The sequence below is a fragment of the Bordetella holmesii genome, from assembly GCF_020735985.1.
Lineage (GTDB): Bacteria > Pseudomonadota > Gammaproteobacteria > Burkholderiales > Burkholderiaceae_B > Bordetella > Bordetella holmesii.
Genome location: NZ_CP085973.1, coordinates 379,034 through 399,133 on the forward strand (window position 1 = coordinate 379,034; position 20,100 = coordinate 399,133).

The 20,100-nt window shown below is 62.2% G+C and carries 13 protein-coding genes and 1 pseudogene; 7 read left to right on the forward strand and 7 right to left on the reverse strand.

Features of this window, described 5'->3' with window-relative positions:
• Nucleotides 1-978: a ubiquinol oxidase subunit II gene (gene cyoA / locus LK440_RS01770; RefSeq protein WP_025341232.1), complete on the reverse strand. Its 978-nt coding sequence runs from the start codon at nt 976-978 to the stop codon at nt 1-3.
• Between the two features lie 216 nt (nt 979-1,194).
• Here cyoA and LK440_RS01775 point away from each other — a divergent pair.
• From LK440_RS01775 to LK440_RS01785, 3 genes and pseudogenes are all read left to right on the forward strand, one after another.
• Nucleotides 1,195-2,509: pseudogene (locus LK440_RS01775) on the forward strand (MFS transporter).
• A 92-nt stretch (nt 2,510-2,601) separates the two neighbouring features.
• The gene (locus tag LK440_RS01780) at nt 2,602-3,450 is read left to right on the forward strand and encodes a ZIP family metal transporter (protein WP_005015984.1); all 849 of its coding nucleotides are present in this window, start codon (nt 2,602-2,604) and stop codon (nt 3,448-3,450) included.
• A gap of 39 nt (nt 3,451-3,489) precedes the next feature.
• Nucleotides 3,490-4,284, forward strand: a complete 795-nt coding sequence (locus LK440_RS01785; protein WP_005015981.1) for a dienelactone hydrolase family protein — start codon at nt 3,490-3,492, stop codon at nt 4,282-4,284.
• Between the two features lie 30 nt (nt 4,285-4,314).
• Here the strand turns inward: LK440_RS01785 and LK440_RS01790 are convergent, their stop codons facing one another.
• Together LK440_RS01790 and LK440_RS01795 are read right to left on the reverse strand one after the other, a co-directional pair.
• Entirely contained in the window at nt 4,315-4,986 is a 672-nt protein-coding gene (locus tag LK440_RS01790) for an HAD family hydrolase (RefSeq protein ID WP_005015979.1), read from the reverse strand.
• A gap of 68 nt (nt 4,987-5,054) precedes the next feature.
• Complete coding sequence (locus LK440_RS01795) at nt 5,055-6,719, reverse strand: Na/Pi cotransporter family protein (RefSeq protein WP_005015977.1); 1,665 nt, start codon at nt 6,717-6,719, stop codon at nt 5,055-5,057.
• Nucleotides 6,720-6,896: 177 nt separating this feature from the next.
• Between LK440_RS01795 and LK440_RS01800 the strand changes: the two genes are divergently transcribed.
• Nucleotides 6,897-8,288 carry an L-serine ammonia-lyase gene (locus LK440_RS01800; protein ID WP_005015976.1) on the forward strand — a complete coding sequence of 464 codons (1,392 nt, stop codon included), beginning with the start codon at nt 6,897-6,899 and terminating at the stop codon, nt 8,286-8,288.
• A 6-nt stretch (nt 8,289-8,294) separates the two neighbouring features.
• Here LK440_RS01800 and LK440_RS01805 read toward each other — a convergent pair whose 3' ends face one another.
• Both LK440_RS01805 and glnE read right to left on the reverse strand, forming a co-directional pair.
• Nucleotides 8,295-8,969: an epoxyqueuosine reductase QueH gene (locus LK440_RS01805; RefSeq protein WP_005015975.1), complete on the reverse strand. Its 675-nt coding sequence runs from the start codon at nt 8,967-8,969 to the stop codon at nt 8,295-8,297.
• A 39-nt stretch (nt 8,970-9,008) separates the two neighbouring features.
• A complete protein-coding gene (gene glnE / locus LK440_RS01810) occupies nt 9,009-11,780 on the reverse strand; it encodes a bifunctional [glutamate--ammonia ligase]-adenylyl-L-tyrosine phosphorylase/[glutamate--ammonia-ligase] adenylyltransferase (RefSeq protein ID WP_005015974.1) in 2,772 nt (923 codons plus the stop codon).
• Nucleotides 11,781-11,906: 126 nt separating this feature from the next.
• On the opposite strand from glnE, the gene LK440_RS01815 reads away from it, so the two are divergent.
• The gene (locus tag LK440_RS01815; RefSeq protein ID WP_227944761.1) at nt 11,907-15,494 is read left to right on the forward strand and encodes a YhdP family protein; all 3,588 of its coding nucleotides are present in this window, start codon (nt 11,907-11,909) and stop codon (nt 15,492-15,494) included.
• An 82-nt stretch (nt 15,495-15,576) separates the two neighbouring features.
• Here the strand turns inward: LK440_RS01815 and rho are convergent, their stop codons facing one another.
• Nucleotides 15,577-16,833, reverse strand: a complete 1,257-nt coding sequence (gene rho, locus LK440_RS01820; RefSeq protein ID WP_005015972.1) for a transcription termination factor Rho — start codon at nt 16,831-16,833, stop codon at nt 15,577-15,579.
• A 114-nt stretch (nt 16,834-16,947) separates the two neighbouring features.
• Entirely contained in the window at nt 16,948-17,274 is a 327-nt protein-coding gene (gene trxA, locus LK440_RS01825) for a thioredoxin TrxA (RefSeq protein WP_005015971.1), read from the reverse strand.
• 221 nt (nt 17,275-17,495) lie between these two features.
• Here trxA and parE point away from each other — a divergent pair, with 221 nt between their 5' ends.
• Together parE and LK440_RS01835 are read left to right on the forward strand one after the other, a co-directional pair.
• Nucleotides 17,496-19,508, forward strand: a complete 2,013-nt coding sequence (gene parE / locus LK440_RS01830) for a DNA topoisomerase IV subunit B (protein ID WP_050427738.1) — start codon at nt 17,496-17,498, stop codon at nt 19,506-19,508.
• Nucleotides 19,508-20,095 carry a YcxB family protein gene (locus LK440_RS01835; protein WP_005015967.1) on the forward strand — a complete coding sequence of 196 codons (588 nt, stop codon included), beginning with the start codon at nt 19,508-19,510 and terminating at the stop codon, nt 20,093-20,095. The genes parE and LK440_RS01835 overlap by 1 nt, the downstream gene beginning before the upstream one ends.
• The last annotated feature ends 5 nt before the right edge of the window (nt 20,096-20,100 follow it).

The window sequence follows — 20,100 nt, forward strand, 5'->3', positions numbered from 1 at the left end:
CTACAGTGCGAGGTCCTGCTCGGAGCGGCAAATGGCCCCCAGGTAGCTCTGCCCGGCGGTATTCAGATTCAGGGCGCCTTTGGCGCGGGCATGGTTCATGCGGCAGGGACGTGCCGGGTCGACACACTGCTCGACAATGGCGTCGAACAGGCCGGGCGTTACGCTGCCGAAGTACTGCACAGGGTTGCGCTCGCTGGGCCGTTCAAGCTGGAGATAGGTCTGGCGGTCGAGCGTATGTCCCTGGTCGCGCACGCGGGATATCCATTGCTGAAAGCCCGCTTCGTCGACCCCGTGAAATGCAAAGTGCATGCCTGAAAAGCCGGCGCCACTGTAGTTGGCCGACAGTCCTGCATACTCGCCTGGGTGATTGATGACGGCATGCAGTGTGGTCTGCATGCCCGGCATGGCATAGATCTGACCCGCCATGGCCGGAATGAAGAAAGAGTTCATCACCGTCGATGAGGTGATGCGGAACTGTATGGGGCGATTGACCGGCGCGGCCAGTTCATTGACCGCCGCTACGCCTTGTTCCGGATAGACGAAAAGCCATTTCCAATCCAGCGCAACGACCTCGACGACCAGAGGCTTGGTATCCGGTGGAATGTCGTGGCCTTCGGACAGCCGTGAAAGCGGTCGGTAGGGGTCCAGTTGATGCGTGCTCACCCACGTTAGGGCGCCGAGCGCGATGATGATGAGCAGCGGTCCGGCCCAGATCAGCAGTTCGAGCACGGTGGAATGGTTCCACTCGGGGGTATAGGCCGCAGAGGTATTGTTTGCCCGATAGCGCCAGGCGAACCAGAGGGTCAATACGATGACCGGCACGATGACGATGAGCATCAGGCCGGTTGAAATGAGGATCAGATTGCGTTGCTGTACGGCGATATCTCCGGAGGGAGATAGCAGCACGGCATTGCATCCTGTCAGCAGGGGCAGGAGACCGATCAGCAGTATTCCGCGGAACCTTGGCAAGGACGGCATTGACCATACCCCGTGACGAACCCGTGGGACATAAGCAGCAACACTACGCCCGACCGCGCAGAAAATCCAGCGTATTTCTGCATCGGCCGGTTCGACGAAGTCATGAGAGGCCGGATTGCTGGATGAGTGCTTGCAGGGCAGGCAGACCTGGGCGTACCCTAGAAACCGCTGTATGTGGGCAAGGTGTAGCTGGAACCTCCTTTCGCGAGCGAGCCTATGTCAACCTCCACGCATTACCCCAGCCAACTGCTCGAGGCAGATGGGCATGATGGTCACGCCAAGGTCGCACCGGGCGAGATCGCCGTCGGCGTCGTGATCGGACGCGCCTCGGAGTACTTTGACTTTTTTGTCTTCGGTATTGCCTGTGTGCTGGTGTTTCCGCAGGTTTTCTTCCCGTTCGAAGCGCGGCTGGAGGGCACCCTCTGGTCGTTCGTCATTTTTTCTTTCGCTTTCATCGTGCGCCCTGTCGGGACGGCGTTGTCCATGGCCGTGCAGCGACGCTGGGGGCGGGCGACCAAGTTGACCCTGGCGCTCTTCGTACTGGGCACCGCCACGGTCGGCATGGCTTTTCTGCCCAGCTATAACGACATTGGGATACACGCGATTACGCTGCTGGCATTGTTTCGCTGCCTGCAGGGCCTGGCTTTCGGCGGGTCATGGGACGGGCTGCCGTCTCTGCTGGCACTGCGCACCGCCGGGGAGGAGAGGCTGGTACGCCATGATGGGCCAGTTAGGGGCTCCGGTCGGCTTTCTGGTCGCCAGCGCGCTGTTTCTCTTTCTATTGCTGACCCTGAGCGAGGCGGATTTCCTCGCCTGGGGTTGGCGCTACCCGTTTTTCGTGGCGTTTGCCATTAATGTCGTAGCGCTGTTTGCTCGTCTGCGTCTGGTGGTCACCGAGGAATACACGCGCCTGCTCGAAGAGGGCGAACTCGAGCCCATCAGCGTCAGCGAAATCGTGCGCGTCCAGGGCTATAACCTTTTCATCGGTGCGTTCGCCGCCTTGGCCAGTTATGCGCTGTTTCATATGGTCACGGTCTTTCCGCTGTCATGGATCGCCGTGAGTGGCACCCAACAGATAGCCGACGTGCTTGTTGCCCAGCTCATCGGGGGCGTTCTGGGGATATTGGGCACCATCGCCTCCGGCATGCTGGCCGATCGAATTGGAAGACGCACCACGCTGGGGCTGCTGGCCTTGCTGATCGGCGTATTCGCCTTGTTCACGCCCTGGCTTCTGGGAGGCGGCCCGAAGGCACAGAACGCCTTTATCCTGATCGGCTTTTTCTTGTTGGGGCTGTCCTATGGGCAGGCATCGGGCACCGTGACAGCCAATTTCTCCCGGCGTTTTCGCTACACCGGAGCAGCGTTGACGTCGGACATGGCGTGGTTGATCGGGGCGGCGTTCGCCCCATTGGTCGCGCTGGCGCTGTCGGCGCGTTTCGGCTTGGTGGCCGTCAGTATTTATCTCTTGTCCGGATCGGCCTGCACTTTGCTGGCCCTGGGAATCAACCGGGCGCTTGCGGTGCGTGAGTGAGGACGTGCGCATGGCCAGCCAGGCGCCGGGTTTTTACCTTGTTGTTTGAAACAATATAATATTGCGCTTTCCGCCACCATCCTCCCACCTCCATGTTGCTCCTTTGGATCATCCTGGCCACGATCACAGGCGGCCTGATCGCGGTCGCCATCGCCCATTGGCTGGCCTATCGCGTCTTCGCGCAATATCTGCATCACATGGTGAGCCTGTCGGTCGGCGTGCTGCTATCGGTGGCGTTGCTGCATTTGTTGCCGGAGGCGTTCGAGCAAGCCGGGGTCGGGGCGCACACCCTTTTCGGGCTCATGCTGGCCAGCCTGATCGGTTTTTTCGTCCTCGAGAAAATCGCCCTGTTGCGGCACAGCCATCACCATGAACATGATGGCCATCATCATCACAAGGGTCACGATCGGCATGAAGCAGGCCGCGGCGGAGTGCTCATTCTCATCGGCAGCTCTTTGCACAACCTGTGCGATGGCGTGTTGGTCGCTGCGGCATTTCTCACGGATCCGCTGCTCGGCGTCCTGACCGCCGCGTCCATCATCGTCCACGAAGTCCCTCATAAGTTGGGCGACTTTGTCGTGCTGATCAATGCCGGCTTGCAGCGCCAGCGCGCCTTCGGGCTCATCCTCTTTACCAGTCTATGCACGGCCATTGGGGGCGGTGTAGGATACTTCGTGCTGCAGGAAGCCCAAAACCTGGTGCCTTACGTGCTGGTGGTTGCGGCCAGCAGCTTCCTCTATATCTCGGTCGCCGATCTCATGCCGCAAATGCACGAGCGCGTGACCCTCTCTGACGCTGTTCCGCAACTCTTGCTCGTAGGTGTGGGCGTAGCCATTATCTATGGCGTGACCTCCCTCATGCACCATGGCCATGAGCATGGCCATGCTCATGATCACGATCATGCCGCGGCAGTGCTCGAAGCGGGCCCGCATCGCCATTGACGCACTGAAAGGCGGCCCCCTGACCAACGGAGTCCGCCCATGAGTTTCGCCCCCGCCGCCGGCACCCCTGCTGCAACCACCATCCACACCGATACCCAGGGTCTGTCCCAGGGTGACTTCGAACTGCCCGTCGCCGGTGGTACGCAACAAGCCTATTACGCCGCGCCCGCCGACGTAAAGGGAGCACCGTTGGTGCTCGTGGTGCAGGAAATCTTCGGCGTCCATGAGCACATCAAGGACGTCTGCCGCCGGCTGGCCAAGGCGGGTCACTTCGCCGTCTCCAGCAATCTCTACCAGCGTCAGGGCGATGCGTCAGCCTATACGGACATCGCAAAGCTGGTGGCCGAGATCGTCGCCAAAGTTCCTGATGAACAGGTCTACGCAGATCTGGACGCCGCGGTCGCCTGGGCGGCCACGCAGGGCGCGGATGTCTTGCGCCTGGGGATCACCGGGTTTTGCTGGGGCGGTCGGATCACCTGGATGTACGCGGCCCAGAATCCCAAGGTCAAGGCAGGCGTGGCTTGGTATGGCAAGCTGGCTTCCGGCCATGGTCCGCTCATTACGTCGGTGGCGTTCGACATCGCCGATCGATTGCACGGCCCGGTTCTGGGCCTGTACGGCGCGCAAGACCACAGCATCCCGCTCGAGGATGTGCGCACCATGCAGGCCAAGCTTGCCGAGGGCAACGCGGCCTCCAAGGCATCGCACTTTGTGGTCTACCCCGATTCTGGTCATGCCTTTCTGGCCGATTACCGGCCCAGCTACAACGCCGCCGATGCCAAGGACGGCTGGGCGCGCATGCTGTCGTGGTTCGACCGCTATCTGACGACGTGAATACCTGCCTGAGGCGGGATCTCGGGCAAGTCAGAGCACGTAGGCGTTAACGTCGGCCAGGTCGCCGACCGTCCCGAGCGCGCCCGCATGGCGCAGCCGCGCATCATGGCCGGCGGCGATATGCGAGGCGCCGGTGTAACCGAGTACGGGCATCCCGGCCGCGCGAGCCGCGGTCACGCCCGGTACGCTGTCCTCGATGACCAGGCAGCACTCCGGCGCCACGCCCATCTGTTTGGCAGCAAACAGGAAGATATCGGGTGCCGGTTTTCCGCGACGCACCTGGCTGACGCTGAATACATGAGGTTCGAACAGGGGCCACAGGCCCGTCAGGCCCAATGCTTTACGCAGCTTTTCCGGCGTGCTGCTCGAGGCTACGCAATAAGGCACGCCGCGCGCTCGCAGCGTAGTGATCAGATCCTGGGCATGGGGCAGGGCGCGCAGTTCGCTCTCGAAGACCTTTGCCAGGTGCGCGGCATAGTCGCTCTCGAAATCAGCCGGCAACCGGATGCTCGATTCGGACTGCAGCGTCAGCCACATATCGTGATCGGGGATGCCGGCAAACCGCCGGGCCGCGTCCTGGGGGGAAATGTCGATGCCATGTGCTGCGAGCGCCTGGGATTGGGCTCGGGCGGCGATGATCTCGCTGTCGATCAAGACCCCGTCACAATCAAAAATGACAAGCTCAGTGGTGGCCCGGTTCATGGTGCTCCGCCTGTAGAGGGCCGGGCGTGTTCCCGGCCCGGCTATGGTGCAGCCGCGCGAGCGGCACGTCAATCGGCGCTGGCGTCGCGCAAACGGCTGGGCAGCAGTTCGCCATGGCGGGCCAGCAGCGGATAGGCCGCCGCGCCAACCAGGTGCGAATTGATACCTTTCAGGTCGCGCAATATGTCCAGATAGAGCGCTCCGGCTTCGGCTGCGTCGACTTCTCCGTTCTTGATTTTCTGCAGATGAACTTCAGCCGCTTCGGCTTCCATAGCCCGAAAACGCGACTTCTCGCCCGCCAGCACGCGGGCCTGGCGCAGATCGTCGTTGACGAATAGCGCGGCGGCCTGGCGCTGATTGGCCACCAGTGCCGCCAGCGTATCGTCAATCTGCGCGCGCTGTTCGGCCGACAGTTGCAGCCCCTGTTTGCGCAGCCGTGCGATATGGCCCAGGAGGCCATGAAAGGCAATGTCGGAGGCATGTCCCACATTGCTGATGAACGCCAGAATGCTGTCGATCTGCTGGCGGTCTTCTTGCGTGAGGTCATCCTGATCCAGCGTGGCGATATAGGTGGTGATTGCGGTTTCCAGTTTGTCCAGCGCGCTGTCGAGTTGGCGGGCCTGCACCATGCGGTGCCGGTTGTCGCGCTTGAAGCCGGCGCGGGCATATAGCAACAGCGTCTGCAGCATATCCGTCATGCGCAAGGCTTCGCGCCGCGCATTGCCCAGGGCCGCCGCGGGGACGTCGTGGGCCCACTCATCCAGATACTGCGGCCGCGCCGGATCATTGGGATCGCTACGCTTGGGCAGCCAGCGAGTCAGCAGTGCGCCGTACGGCGTGAGCAGAGGTAGAAAGGCTGCCGCGACCACGACGTTGAACACGGTGTGAAAGTTGGCCACCATGCGGCTGGGGTCGGCCTCCAGCGTGGCCATGAGCGGAGCGACGTACGGCAAGAGGATAAGACCGATGATCACGCCGGCCACGCGGGTCAGCAAGTTGCCAAGTGGCAGGCGGCGGGCGGCCGGATCATCGCCCGTGACGCCTTCGATCATGGGATTGACGGCGGTACCCAGATTGGCGCCGAGCACCAGGGCCATGGCCACATCGATGCTGACGATCTGATGGCTGACCAGCGACATGATCAGGACTACAACCGCCACGCTGGAGTGCGCCGCCCAGGTAATCGCTGCCGCCCGCAAGACGGCCAGCACCGGCTGGGAGGCCAGCGATTGCAGGATGGTCGACAACAACGGGGCCTGCTCCAGAGGATGGAACAGCTCCACCAGCGCGTGCAGGGCCAACAGCAACAAGCCCAGTCCGATGAACACCCGTCCGAGGTCGCGGGTGCGACCCGGCGGGTAGCGGCGAAACATCCACACCCCGATCAGCGTGAGGATAGGAGCCAGCGATGTCAGGTCGAAAGACAGCAGTTGCACGATCAATGTCGTGCCGACATTCGCCCCCAGCATGGCGGCCAGAGCAGGCACGAGTCCGACCACGCCGGCCGCGGCAAAGCCAGTGATCATCAGGCCCGTTGCCGTGCTGCTTTGCAGGGCGGGGGTGATCACCAGCCCCGCGACGAAGGCTCGCACGCGTGTTCCCAGGGCTCGGCCCAACGCGGCGCTCAGCGCGGCACCAAAGGGGCGTTGCACACCGGTCTGCACCATATGCACGCCCCATAGGAGCAGGGCGACATACCCGGCAAAATCCAGCATGGTCAGCAATCCCGACATAGGACTCCTCAGGCGCGCGGCCTAACTCAAATTTGAATGTGACAAGAAATATGTTTGCAATAATGGCATGTCTGGGACGGACCAGGAAATACCGCCCTCATGTTCGGACGCGCGAGCCGCCAAGCGCCGCGTATCATGGGCCCATTATGCGCCGGCAGGTTCGCCAGGAGGTTTCAGGTGGCAGTTTCCGTCTTCGATCTCTTCAAGATCGGTATTGGTCCGTCCAGCTCGCACACCGTAGGACCCATGCGTGCGGCGTTGCTCTATGTGCAGGGCCTTGAGCGCGACGGTCTGTTGCCCCAGGTGGCCAGCGTGCGTTGCGAGCTGTACGGTTCACTGGGCGCGACCGGCAAAGGCCACGGCACCGACAAGGGCGTCATGCTGGGCCTGATGGGGGAAGCACCCGATAGCGTCGATCCCAGCGCCATTGCTGGCATGTTGCAGGCGGTACGCGCCAGCCGCAGCCTGCCTCTGCTGGGCCGTCACCCCGTGTCCTTCGTTGAGAAGGAACACGTTCTGTTCTATCGCCGGGAGGCGCTGGCCGAACATCCCAACGGCATGAAGTTCCATGCCTTTGATGCCGCCGGGTCCTGTCTGCGCGAATCGCGTTACCTGTCGGTGGGCGGCGGATTTGTCGTGACACCAGGGGCGTCCAACAGTCAGGTCATCGCCGCGCATGACCAGCTACCGTTTCCCTTTCGCACCGGGCGTGACCTAGTGCAGATGTGCCGGGACAGCGGTCTGTCCATAGCCGGCCTGATGATGCGTAACGAGCTTACGTGGCGTGATCGCGAGTCCGTCGAGCAGGGCCTGGACCATGTCTGGCAGGTCATGCAGGATTGTGTCGCGCGCGGCTGCGGCATAGGCCACCCTGAAGCTGACGCCGAATTGCCGGGTCCGCTCAGGGTGCGCCGGCGCGCCCCCGAGTTGTATCGCAGCCTTACGCAACGCGCCGAACGATCGCTGTCCGACCCCTTGTCGGTAATGGACTGGGTCAATCTCTATGCCATGGCCGTCAATGAGGAAAACGCCGCTGGCGGTCGGGTGGTGACCGCGCCTACCAATGGAGCCGCCGGCATCATTCCCGCCGTGATGCACTATTACGACCGGTTTGTGGCGTCCGCCAGCCGCCAGGGCATACATGATTTTCTGCTTACTGCCGCGGCTATCGGCCTGCTGTACAAGTACAACGCCTCCATTTCTGGGGCCGAAGTCGGTTGTCAGGGGGAGGTTGGCGTGGCCTGTTCGATGGCCGCGGGTGCGCTGGCCGCGGTGTTAGGCGGATCGGTGGCTCAGGTGGAAAACGCCGCCGAGATCGGCATGGAGCACAATCTTGGGCTGACCTGCGATCCAGTCGGTGGTTTAGTGCAGATTCCTTGCATCGAGCGCAATGCGATGGCGTCCGTCAAGGTGGTCAATGCCGCCCGTATGGCGCTTCGCGGGGACGGCCACCACTATGTCTCGCTGGACTCCGTCATCAAGACCATGCGTGAGACTGGCGCCGACATGAAGACCAAGTATAAAGAGACCGCGCGCGGCGGTCTGGCCGTCAATATCGTCGAGTGTTAAGCGGCTTCAGAGGGTTTCTTCATTGAGGAGTTCTTCCTTGCCGTAGAACTTCACGCCGATGTGGATGCGCTCGCGGCCCTGTTCTCGCCGATGGCGATTGGTGTCGCGCAGCGAGTAGACGCAGCCGCAATACTCTTGCTGATAGAAATTTTCGCGCTTGCTGATCTCGATCATGCGCTGCGAACCGCCACCTTTACGCCAGTTGTAGGTCCAGTACAGCATGCCGTCATAGCGTGCTGCGGCACGCTCGCCACAGCCGTTGATCTGGTTCATGTCCTTCCAGCGCGAGATGCCCAGTGAGCTGCTGATCGTGTCGTAACCATGCTCATGGGCGTACAGCGCGGTGCGCTCGAAGCGCATGTCGAAGCAGACCGTGCAGCGTTCGCCGCGTTCGGGTGAGTTTTCCAGCCCCTTGACGCGGTCAAACCAATTGTCCATGTCATAGTCGGCGTCGATGAACTTGATGCCGTGCTTTTCCGCAAACCGGATATTTTCCTGTTTGCGGATTTCGTACTCCTTCACCGGATGAATATTCGGGTTGTAGAAGAAGATGTCGTAGTCTATGCCCGATGCCGTGATGGCCTCCATCACCTCGCCGGAGCAGGGCGCGCAGCAGGAATGCAGCAGCACTTTGCCGTGACCGGCAGGCAGTTCAAGTTTGGGGCGCAGAAGTTCAGACATGGCAAGATTCGGCAGGAAGGTCCAACGTAAGGCGGTATTTTACGATGCCGCGCCGGGCATGCTTGCGTCCCCGAATACGGTACGCCAGAGGCCACGCACCGCGTCGCGTTCGTCGGCCAACTCCGCCGGCGGCACGCGCGCACGGTCTATGCCCTTGAGACGCATTTGATGCTGGACCCGTCGCAAGGTGCGGTAGGCGTTGCCGGCGGCCAGGCCCAGATTGGAGGGGATGAGGCCCGCCTGGCCTGCCAGGCGCAGCAACGCGATATTGCCGAGGTTGTTGACCAGCACCCTGTGCTCGCCTGCATGGCATAGCACCAGATATTGGGTGACGAACTCCACATCGACCATGCCGCCACGGTCATGCTTGAGGTCGAACAGTTCGCTGTGATTCGGGTGGCCCGCATTGATCTTGTCGCGCATGGCCAGCACTTCGCTGCGCAGTACGGCGGTGTCGCGCGGCATGACGAGGATTTCTCCGCGAATGCGCTCAAACGCCGCGCCGACTTCGGTGTCGCCTGCCGCATAGCGCGCGCGCGTGATGGCCTGATGTTCCCAGGGCCAGGCATGCTTGCGTTGGTATTGCTCGAAGGCCTCCAGCGACACGGCCAGCAGTCCGGCGTCGCCATCCGGGCGCAATCGCAGATCCACCTCGTACAGTCTGCCCGAGGACGTCATGGTCGACAGCCAGGATGTCATGCGCCGACCAAGTTTGGCGTAGATCTCGGCGGCGTCTTCGCGCTCATCCTGAAAGAGATAGACGAGATCAAGGTCCGAGGCGTATCCCAGCTCCTTTCCCCCCAGCTTGCCATAGGCAATGACGGCGAACTGCGGCTGCGCTCCAGGCAGACGGTTGACCAGTGGCCAGACACGACGGATGGTTTCGGCCAGCAGCAGGTCGGCCAGCGCGGAGAGTTGATCGCCCAGTGCCTCGACGCTCAGGCGGCCCTCCAGGTCCTGTGCCAGCAACTGGAAGCTGGCCTGGCGTTGCACATCACGCATGAGATTCATCTGACGCTCAACATCGGGGCTGCCATCCGGCAGCAGGCAGGCATCCAGATCGGCGCCGAGCTGACGGGCAATCTGCGAGAAGTCCAGCGGTTCGAAGAGGGTGCGCCAATCGATCAGGCTGTCGAGCAGCAGGGGGTGCTGGGTGAGGTACTGCGCTGCCCATGGACTGGCGGCCACCATGCGCGCCACGCGCGCCAAGGTGTCCGGATACTCGGCCAGCAGTGCGAGGTAGGCGCTGCGTTGTGCAATGGCTTCAATGAGATCGAGCAGCCGTTTGGCAGCATCCAGGGGCGCACTGGTTTGCGCGGCTGCTTGCAGGGCGGCGGGCAGCAACGCCTCGAGGCGGCGGCGGCTGCTCTCCGGCAGGCTGCGGATGCGATGACTCGACAGCAGGGATTCGGTGCGGTGCAGAAGGTCGTCGGCCTGTTCGCCAAACACTTCCTGAATCTGCTGACCCAGGCGCTCTTCGGCATTGGCCGGGCCGCGTCGCGGCGGCTCGTCTTCCTCGCCCAGGCCGGCCAGGCGGAAGGCATTGCGAAATGTCTGCGACACAAACTCGCGATGCCCGGCCAGGGTATCTTCGAATTCGGTGGGCGTGTAGCCCAAGGCGCGCGCCAGGGTGTCGCGTTGCGCGCCAGTGCCAGGCAGCAAATGTGTTTGCTCGTCCTCGCGGTATTGCAGCGCGTGTTCGGTGCGGCGTAGAAAACGATAGGCCGCCTCCAGTCGGGTCGCGTCTTGTTCGGACAGCAGCCCGGCGTCCCGCTCCGCGTGCAAGGCTTCAATCAAGCCGCGCTTCTGCAGCGCGGGCATGCGTCCTCCACGGATCAGTTGCGACAGTTGCACCACGAATTCGATTTCACGGATACCTCCGTCGCCCAACTTGATGTTGTTGGCGCTATCCACGCCGCTGCGTGCCAGTGCTCGGCGCTGCCAGTCCTGACGGATGCGTTCACGCAGGGCGCGCAGCGCGGCCAACGCATCAAAATCGAAATACTTGCGATAGACGAACGGCACGCGCAGGCTTTCGAGCTGTTGGGCCTGCAGCCGGCTGTCACTGCCCGCGAACGCCTCGGCGGGCATCAGCCTCGCCTTGAGCCAGGCGTAGCGTTCCCATTCGCGCCCCTGGCCGATCAGATAGTGTTCAAAGGCATCCAGGCTCCAGGCCAGAGGTCCGGCGTCGCCATCGGGGCGCAGGCGCAGGTCGGTGCGAAACACTTGTCCGTTGGCGTCGACTTCCGAGAGCGCCGGCATCATGCGGCGGGTCAGGCGGCCGTAGAACTCATGATTGCTGATGCGGCGCGGGCCATCCGTATCGCCCTCGTCGCCATAGAGCATGACCAGATCAATATCGGAGGACACATTCAACTCACGTCCGCCCAGCTTGCCCATACCAACGATGAGCATTTCCTGAGGGGCGCCGTGGATGTCACGTGGCACGCCATGCGCCTGAGCCAGATCTGCGGCGACGCAGCGATAGGCGGCTGAAACGGCAAGGTCGGCCAGCTCGGTCATGGCGCCGACGACTTCTTCGAGATCAGCCTGCCCGCCCAGATCGCGCGTGATCAACGCCAGGAAAACCCGTTCACGCAGCTTGCGCAGCACGGTGCGCGTCGTATCGATACGCAACATGTCTTCTGCGCCGGCCAGTTCGCACATCCAGGCCTGCAGGCGCGCGGCATCCACCGGCATCGGGGCCGCCTCATCGAGCCAGTCGAGCAGATCGGGATGGGCGTCCAGACGGCGCCGCAGGTGGCCGGACCAGGCAAGTGCCTGATCGAAAGAAGAGGTGGATGACGACATGGCGTAATAGAGAGAGACGGCGCGGCCGGTTTGGGTTATAAGGGGACGATACCCCAAGATGCGTCAATTGCCGATAGTCCCGTGCGTGTACCCACCCAAGTCTTTCGCTGGCTCTTTTGGGGCCTGATGACCCTTTATGTCGTGGCGGCCATCGGTCTGCTGGGGCTGCGTTACTGGGTATTGCCGCGCGCCGACGAATGGCGTCCGAGGATAGAACAGTACGCGAGTCAGGCCTTGGACGCACGCGTGACCATCGACCATCTGAGCGCGGATTGGACGGGGCTCAATCCCCGCCTGACGCTGAAAGGGGTACGTATCCAGACCCGTCACCGGACGGACGCGGTGTTGAACATTCCGTCCGTCGGTGCGGTGTTGAGCTGGCGCAGTATGTTGCGGATGTCGCCTTCCCTGCTGACATTGCGGGTTGACGGTGCGGATATCGCATTGCAACGCGACAAGCAGGGACAGCTTTGGGTGGCAGGCCAGTCCTTCGATCTGTCCCAGCAGAGCACCCACGATGACAGTCCTTGGCTGAACTGGCTGGGCCGGCTCGGCGAACTGACACTCTATGACACGACGGTGCGCTGGCTGGATGAAAGCCGCCAGGTGCCGGAGATCGCGCTGACGGACCTCGACCTTCTGGTGCGCAATGGTCGCCTGTCGCATCGGTTTTCCTTGCGAGCTCGGGCTTCCGGTGAGCTCGCCTCCGGTGTCACCCTGCGTGGCGAGTTCAATCGCGGCCTGTTTGCGTCTGACCCTAATGCCTTGTCGAGCTGGAGCGGACAGATTTACGCCGAGCTACGCGACGCCGAGCCCCTGGCCTGGCGTCCCTGGATCGACGTCCCCGACGTGCAGGGCCGCATGTCCACGCGCGCTTGGCTGCAGATCGATCATGGAAAGCTGGCCGACTTCACGATGGATGCCGTGACCCGAGGGCTATCCTGGCAGATCGGCGGCCCGGCCAAAGCGTCCGCCGCTCTGGCCGCGAACCGCTTGCGTTGGCGCTTGCAGGGCATGCCGGGTGATGTGCTGGAATTCGACGATCTGCCGCTGGCCCGCAGCCATAACGGAGCAGGGATGCATCTGAAGGCGCATGCCGAGCAGGCTAGCGCTTATCTGCCCGAGTGGTTCGAGTTTCCCGACATCCAGGCCAGCGAACTGGACCTGGACACGACTTTCGTGCGCCCAAAGGATCAGCCCTGGCGTATGGAGCTGAGCCAGTTGCGGGTAGCCAATGAGGACGAGGAACTCAAACTCTATGGCACCTGGCGGGCCGAGGGGAAAACGGCTGCGGGCACCGCGGATCTGCGTGGCAGCATGATGCGTGCGCACATGAACGCGATCCATAAGTACTTGCCGCTGGAGGTCAATGCGGATGCGCGGCAATGGTTGGCCGTGGGTTTGCCAGCGGGCGAAATCCGGGATGCCGCCGTGACCATTCAAGGGGACTTGGCGGACTTTCCTTATGCCGCGCCAGGTGTGGCGGGGGCATTTCGCATCGCGGGCCATTTCAGCCATGCAACGGTCGACTATGCGCCGGCTAGTGCAGGCCGCAAGGCCTGGCCCAGGCTGGAGCAATTGGGCGGCAGTTTTGCGGTGGACAAGGCCAGCCTGACGCTGGATTCGCCGGGCGGCGGGCGCCTGCCTGTGGGAGCCTCGCAGTTCTTGACGCTGGGCGCGGTCAGTGCGCGTATCCCCGACATGGAGAACAACGCGCGCCTTCATCTGGATGGCGCAAGCTCGGGTCCGGTGGCCGCCTACCTGGCGCTGGCGGCCAATTCGCCATTGGGCGGGCTGCTGGACGACGCCTTGAGCGAGTCGTCCGGAACCGGCGACTGGCGGGTGCCGTTGACGCTGGACGTGCCGTTATTGAACGCTGAAGAGACGGCCGTGCAGGGGCAGGTGATTTTTTCCGGCAATAACTTCCGCTTCATGCCCGAGATCCCCGTACTCGAGCAGGTATACGGCACGCTGGATTTTTCTGATCGGGGTATCGAGGTCAAGGACATCCAGGCGCAGTTCCTCGGCGGGCCCGTGCGTATCTGGGGCAAGATGGAAAAAGGCAGCGAGCCACTGCGGTTCGAAGGCACGCTGGCGGGGCACGCGTTGACACAGGTCATTAACGCACGCGCCATGAAGCGGTTTTCAGGCAAGACGGCTTACCAGGGCCAGCTTAATTACCAGCGCGGTGGTGCGGTCGATGTGTCCGCGCGTTCGGACCTCATGGAGCTGGCCATAGACATGCCAGCTCCCGTTGGCAAGAAGGCCGGCGCGGCCTTGCCGTTGAAGATGCAATGGACGGCTGCGACCGACGCCGGTAGTCGCAATCGCCGTTGGCTCACAGGCAGCCTGGGCGAAAACATCAACGTGCTGCTCGAGCGCGACGAACGTGACAGGTCCGGGACATATTTTGCGCGCGGAGCGCTGGGCATGAACCGGGCGGCATCCTTGCCGCGTCAGGGGCTGACGCTGGCCGCGTCGTTGCCCGAGATCGATGTGGCGGGCTGGGAAGCGGTCATCGATGAGTTTGATGAGCCGGCCCACCGCGCCACGGCCCGCAAAACCGCGCAGCCCACGCTGCCGCCGCTCAATCAGGTCAATCTCGCTACGCCGCTGCTGCGCAGTTCCAGCATGGATCTGACTGACCTGAAGTTGTTCGCGCAACGGCCCGCGCCCGCGCAATGGCGTGTCGATCTCGAATCGCGTCAGGCCACGGGCCGGCTGGAGTGGACCGAAGGCTCGGGGGCAATCGCCGGGCATGTCGTGGCTCGGTTGAAATCCCTGTCGCTGGCTGCTGCGGGAGACAGCAACAAGGTCAAAGAACGCGTTTCGACGGGCAGCGATCTGTCGGATATCCCCGGTATCGATCTGCAGGTGCAAGACTTCTCGCTTTATGACAAACCGTTGGGCAGTCTGCAATTGCGTGGCACCAATACTGCCCGGGGCCGGCTTTGGCAACTGGAGAAGCTGCAGATTCAGAACACGGACGCCACTCTCCATGCGACGGGCAGCTGGAAGCTGGATAGCGCCGAGCGTGGTTTGACCGTGCAGGCGCGGGTTGATTTCAAGGACGTGGGCAAATTTCTCGACCGCATCGGCGTCAAAGAGGTGATGGCAGCCGGGGTGGGCAGTGTCGAAGCAGACTTCACCTGGGGCAATCTGCCCTGGACGCATAACCTCATCAACATCAGAGGCCAAGGCAAAGTGAGCATCGACAAGGGGCGTTTTCTAAGTGTGAATTCGCGCACTGCGCGTCTGTTGGAGCTTTTGTCCCTGCAGTCGCTGCAACGGCTTGCCAAGCTGGAGTTCAACCCCTCCAGCCTGGTGCGCGACGGTTTTCCCTTCGATACCCTGCGTGGGGATATGGCGCTCAACGGCGGTGTGCTCAAGACCGAGGGTTATCGCGTCACGGGTCCGGTGGCAGATATCGCACTGTCGGGCAACACCAACATCATCAGCGAGCGCTGGGACTTGAAGGCCGTCGTGGTGCCCAATCTGGATGCCAGCGGCGCCGCCGTGGCGACGGCGTTGGTCAATCCCTTGGTTGGCCTTGGCGCTTTTGTCACCCAATGGCTGCTCAAAAAGCCGCTCGAGCGAGCCATGACGCAGGACTACAAGGTCACCGGCTCCTGGGAAGATCCCAAGGTCGAGCCCGTCACGTCGAGCGCGCCTGTACGCCGTCAGGGGTTGCCGAATTTCGACACAGGCCATTGAGCGGGTTCTCGTAAAAACACCCCACAGTCTGGATGACAGTCCAGGCTGTGGGGTGTTTTCCGGGGCGTAGCTTTCGCTGCGCTTATTTCTTCATCATGTCGAAGAATTCAGCGTTGGTCTTGGTGGCCCGCATCTTGTCGACAATGAATTCCATGGATTGGATTTCGTCCATGTCGTGGATGAACTTGCGCAACACCCAGACCTTTTGCAGCAGTTCGGGCTTGATGAGCAACTCTTCGCGGCGGGTGCCTGACTTGTTCAGGTTGATGGCCGGATACACACGTTTTTCTGCCAGGCGGCGCTCCAGGTGCACTTCGGAGTTGCCAGTGCCCTTGAATTCTTCATAGATGACTTCATCCATGCGGCTGCCGGTTTCGATCAGCGCGGTGCCCAGGATGGTGAGCGAACCGCCTTCTTCGAGATTGCGTGCCGCGCCGAAGAATCGCTTGGGCCGCTGCAGAGCATTGGCGTCCACGCCACCTGTGAGCACTTTGCCGGAAGCAGGGACCACGGTGTTGTAGGCGCGAGCCAGTCGGGTGATCGAGTCCAGCAGGATGATCACATCCTTCTTCATTTCGACCAGGCGCTTGGCCTTCTCGATCACCATTTCGGCGACCTGGACGTGGCGCGTTGCGGGCTCATCGAACGTGGAGGCGACCACTTCGCCGCGCACGGTGCGCTGCATTTCGGTCACTTCTTCAGGGCGTTCGTCGACCAGCAGGACGATCAGCACGGCATCGGGGTAGTTGGTGGTGATGGCATGCGCGATGTGCTGCATCATCACCGTTTTGCCCGACTTGGGTGGAGCGACGATCAGGCCGCGCTGGCCTTTGCCGATGGGGGCAAAGATGTCCAGGATCCGGCCGGTGAGGTTTTCTTCGCTTTTGATGTCGCGTTCGAGGCGCATTACCTGGTTAGGGTGCAGCGGCGTCAGATTCTCGAACATGATGCGGTGCTTGATGGTCTCGGGCGTGACGCTGTTGACCTTGTCGACCTTGACCAACGCGAAATAGCGCTCGCCATCCTTGGGCGTACGCACTTCGCCTTCGATCGAGTCACCTGTGTGCAGGTTGAAGCGGCGGATCTGCGACGGCGAGATGTAGATATCGTCGGTGCTGGCCAGATACGACGTCTCGGGCGAGCGCAGGAAGCCGAACCCGTCAGGCAGGACTTCCAGCACGCCGTCGCCGAAGATCTGTTCGCCTTGCTTGGCGCGTCGCTTCATGATGGCGAACATCAACTCCTGCTTGCGCAGACGGTTGGCGTTCTCGATTTCCAGGCCAGCGGCCATTTCCAGCAGCTGCGACACGTGCAGCGCCTTCAGTTCATTGAGGTGCATCGCGGTGAATGTGGGGGAGATATATGAGATGGGATCTGGCGGCGAGCCACGGACGGGCTCGCGCGGTACTCTTGGCGCACCACCGTGGGCGGCGCGCCGTCCGCTGCGCGTAGTTTACAACGCGCTGTCCAGAAATGCGGTTAGCTGGGACTTGGACAGGGCGCCGACCTTGGTCGCGGCAGCCTGGCCGTCCTTAAAGAGCATGAGGGTCGGGATACCGCGGATACCGTACTTGGCGGCAGTGTCCTGGTTTTCGTCGACGTTGAGCTTGGCCACAGTCAGACGGCCGGCATATTCGCTGGCGACTTCTTCCAGAATGGGGGCGATCATTTTGCAAGGGCCGCACCAGGCTGCCCAGTAGTCGACCAGCACAGGTTGGCTGGACTTCAGCACATCGCCTTCAAAGCTGGCGTCGCTGACGTTCTTGATTTGCTCGCTCATGATGGGGATATCCGACGGAGGCCTCGGGCCAAGAGGGGGCCGGGCCTTTGTTACTTGTTTGATGGAAGGATTAAAGCATACCACTGTCAATAACAACAGGGTTTGCCGGTTTTGTGTAGGATGATGCGGCGCGAGCAGCCAGGGCGGCTCGCTGTCTTGTCCATCCTACCGAATACTGGCCTGCTCAGGGCGTGCGCATCCCACCAAAAGCCGCGCCAAATATGGGCTTGTACGTAAAATGTAGGTTTTTTTCCACAGATGTTGGGGATAACTTGGCCACACCACGTTACACCGAAGCGTCGATCCGCGTTCTGAAGGGGTTGGAGCCTGTGCGCCAGCGCCCGGGCATGTACACCCGTACCGAGAACCCCCTGCATATCGTGCAGGAGGTCATCGACAACGCGGCCGACGAAGCATTGGCCGGCCACGGCAAGCAAATTCAGGTCACGCTGCACGCCGACGGCAGCATTTCCGTCGAGGATGACGGCCGGGGCATCCCGGTCGGTATGCATCCCGAAGAAAATGCGCCCGTCGTGGAGCTGGTTTTCACACGCCTGCACGCAGGCGGCAAGTTCGACAAGCAGGGCGGCGGCGCCTATGCCTTTTCCGGCGGCCTGCACGGCGTAGGCGTGTCCGTGACCAATGCCTTGGCAAAACGCCTGGAGGTCGTGGTCTGGCGCGAGGGCGGTGTGCATCGTCTGGTGTTTGCCGGCGGTGATGTCGTCGAAGCCATCGCCCCTTATCCCGAAGGTGGCCGCAAAAAGTCTGGCACCCGCGTACGGGTATGGCCCGACCCAAAGTATTTCGACAGCCCCAATATTCCCATGGGAGAGCTCACCCATCTGCTGCGTAGCAAGGCTGTGCTGCTGTCTGGCGTGAAGGTGGTGCTCGTCAACGAAAAAAGCGGCGACAGCAAAACCTGGCACTACCAGGATGGGCTGCGGGGCTACCTGTCCGAAGCCTTGGCTGGGGCCGAGCTCATGGTGCCGTTTTTCGAGGGCGAGCAGTACGCCGGTTCCGACCATGAGAGCTTTGCCGAAGGCGAGGGGGCCCAATGGGTCGTGGCCTGGTCAGAGGACGGCAATGTCGTGCGCGAGTCCTATGTCAACCTGATTCCGACCCCCGCAGGCGGCACGCACGAGTCCGGCCTGCGCGAGGGCCTGTTTGGTGCGGTCAAGAGTTTTGCCGAGCTGCACAGCCTGCTTCCCAAGGGTGTGAAGCTTCTGCCCGAGGATGTTTTTGCACGTGCCAGCTTCGTGCTCTCGGCCAAGGTCCTGGATCCGCAATTCCAAGGCCAGATCAAGGAACGCCTGAACAGCCGTGACGCGGTGCGTCTTGTGGGCGGTTTCGCCAAGGGCGCGCTGGACCTCTGGCTGCACAGTAACGTCGAGTACGGCAAGAAATTGGCGGAGCTGGCCATTCGCCAGGCGCAGGCGCGCGTACGCTCGGCTCAGAAGGTGGAAAAACGCAAGAGTTCGGGCGTGGCCGTGCTGCCGGGCAAGCTGACAGACTGCGAGGCCAGTGACGCCAGCCGCACCGAAGTGTTTCTCGTCGAGGGCGACTCCGCAGGCGGCTCGGCCAAGATGGGGCGCGACAAAGAATTCCAGGCCATTTTGCCCCTGCGCGGCAAGGTGCTCAATTCCTGGGAGGTCGATCGCGACCGCCTGTTCGCCAACAATGAAATCCACGATATTTCCGTGGCGATCGGCGTGGACCCGCACGGCCCGAATGACCATCCGGATCTGTCCGGTCTGCGCTATGGCCGCATCTGTATTCTGTCTGATGCCGACGTCGACGGTTCGCACATTCAGGTGTTGCTGCTGACGCTGTTCTTCAAACACTTCCCACGCCTGGTCGAAGCCGGGCACGTCTACGTGGCCAGGCCGCCGCTCTTTCGTCTGGATGTTCCCGCGCAGGGCAAGCGGCCGGCGCGCAAGATCTATTGTCTGGACGACGGCGAGCTCGAGGCGGCGCAGGACAAGTTGCGCAAAGAGGGCGTGCGCGAGGCGGCCTGGAGCGTGAGCCGCTTCAAGGGCCTGGGCGAAATGAACCCCGCGCAACTCTGGGAAACCACGATGAATCCGGACACCCGACGGCTGCTGCCGGTGGGCTATGGGAATCTGTCGCCATCGGATACGACACGCATGTTTGACATGCTTATGGGCAAAGGCGAGTCGGCACAACGGCGCACCTGGATCGAAGAGAAAGGCAATCTGGCGGAGCTGGACATCTGATGAGTGAGGTCGACAAGGCTGGCCTGTCCGTGGACCTGAAGGTCGAAGACTACGAGGCTTTCATTACCCACGCCCACACGCGCCGGGAGCTCAAACGCAAACGGCTGCGCAGCCATTTGCGGTTCGCCGGGCTGATGATCGTCGGCTTGTTGCTGCTGATGGTTTCGCGCACCCGTGATGCCGAAGGTCATATGGATTGGGGGGCGGCCATGCCCGCCTTTTTCCAGGCTGCCGTCGTGGCCGCGGTGGCGCTCGTTTTGCTCAGCCTTGTTTTCGAACGGCTCATTCCGGCGCTGGCGCGAAAGAACGTGCGCCGCGCGTTCAAACGCGACCCGGAAAATCCTTTTCTGGGCGAGCATCGCCTGGATTTCAGGCCGGAGGGCGTGACCGACGCCGGTGAGCGAGCCAGCGGCAGCCTGCCGTGGGATCTGGTGCGCGAGGTCGAGGAAACCTCCGACTACCTTTTTCTTTTCATTGCTCCCACGCAGGGCGTCATCGTCCCCAAGCGCGGTCAGAGCGAGCAAGACTTGCGAGCCGTGCGCGACGTGCTGCGCGCCCATGTGCCACGCGCCGTCTTGAGTTATTGATACGA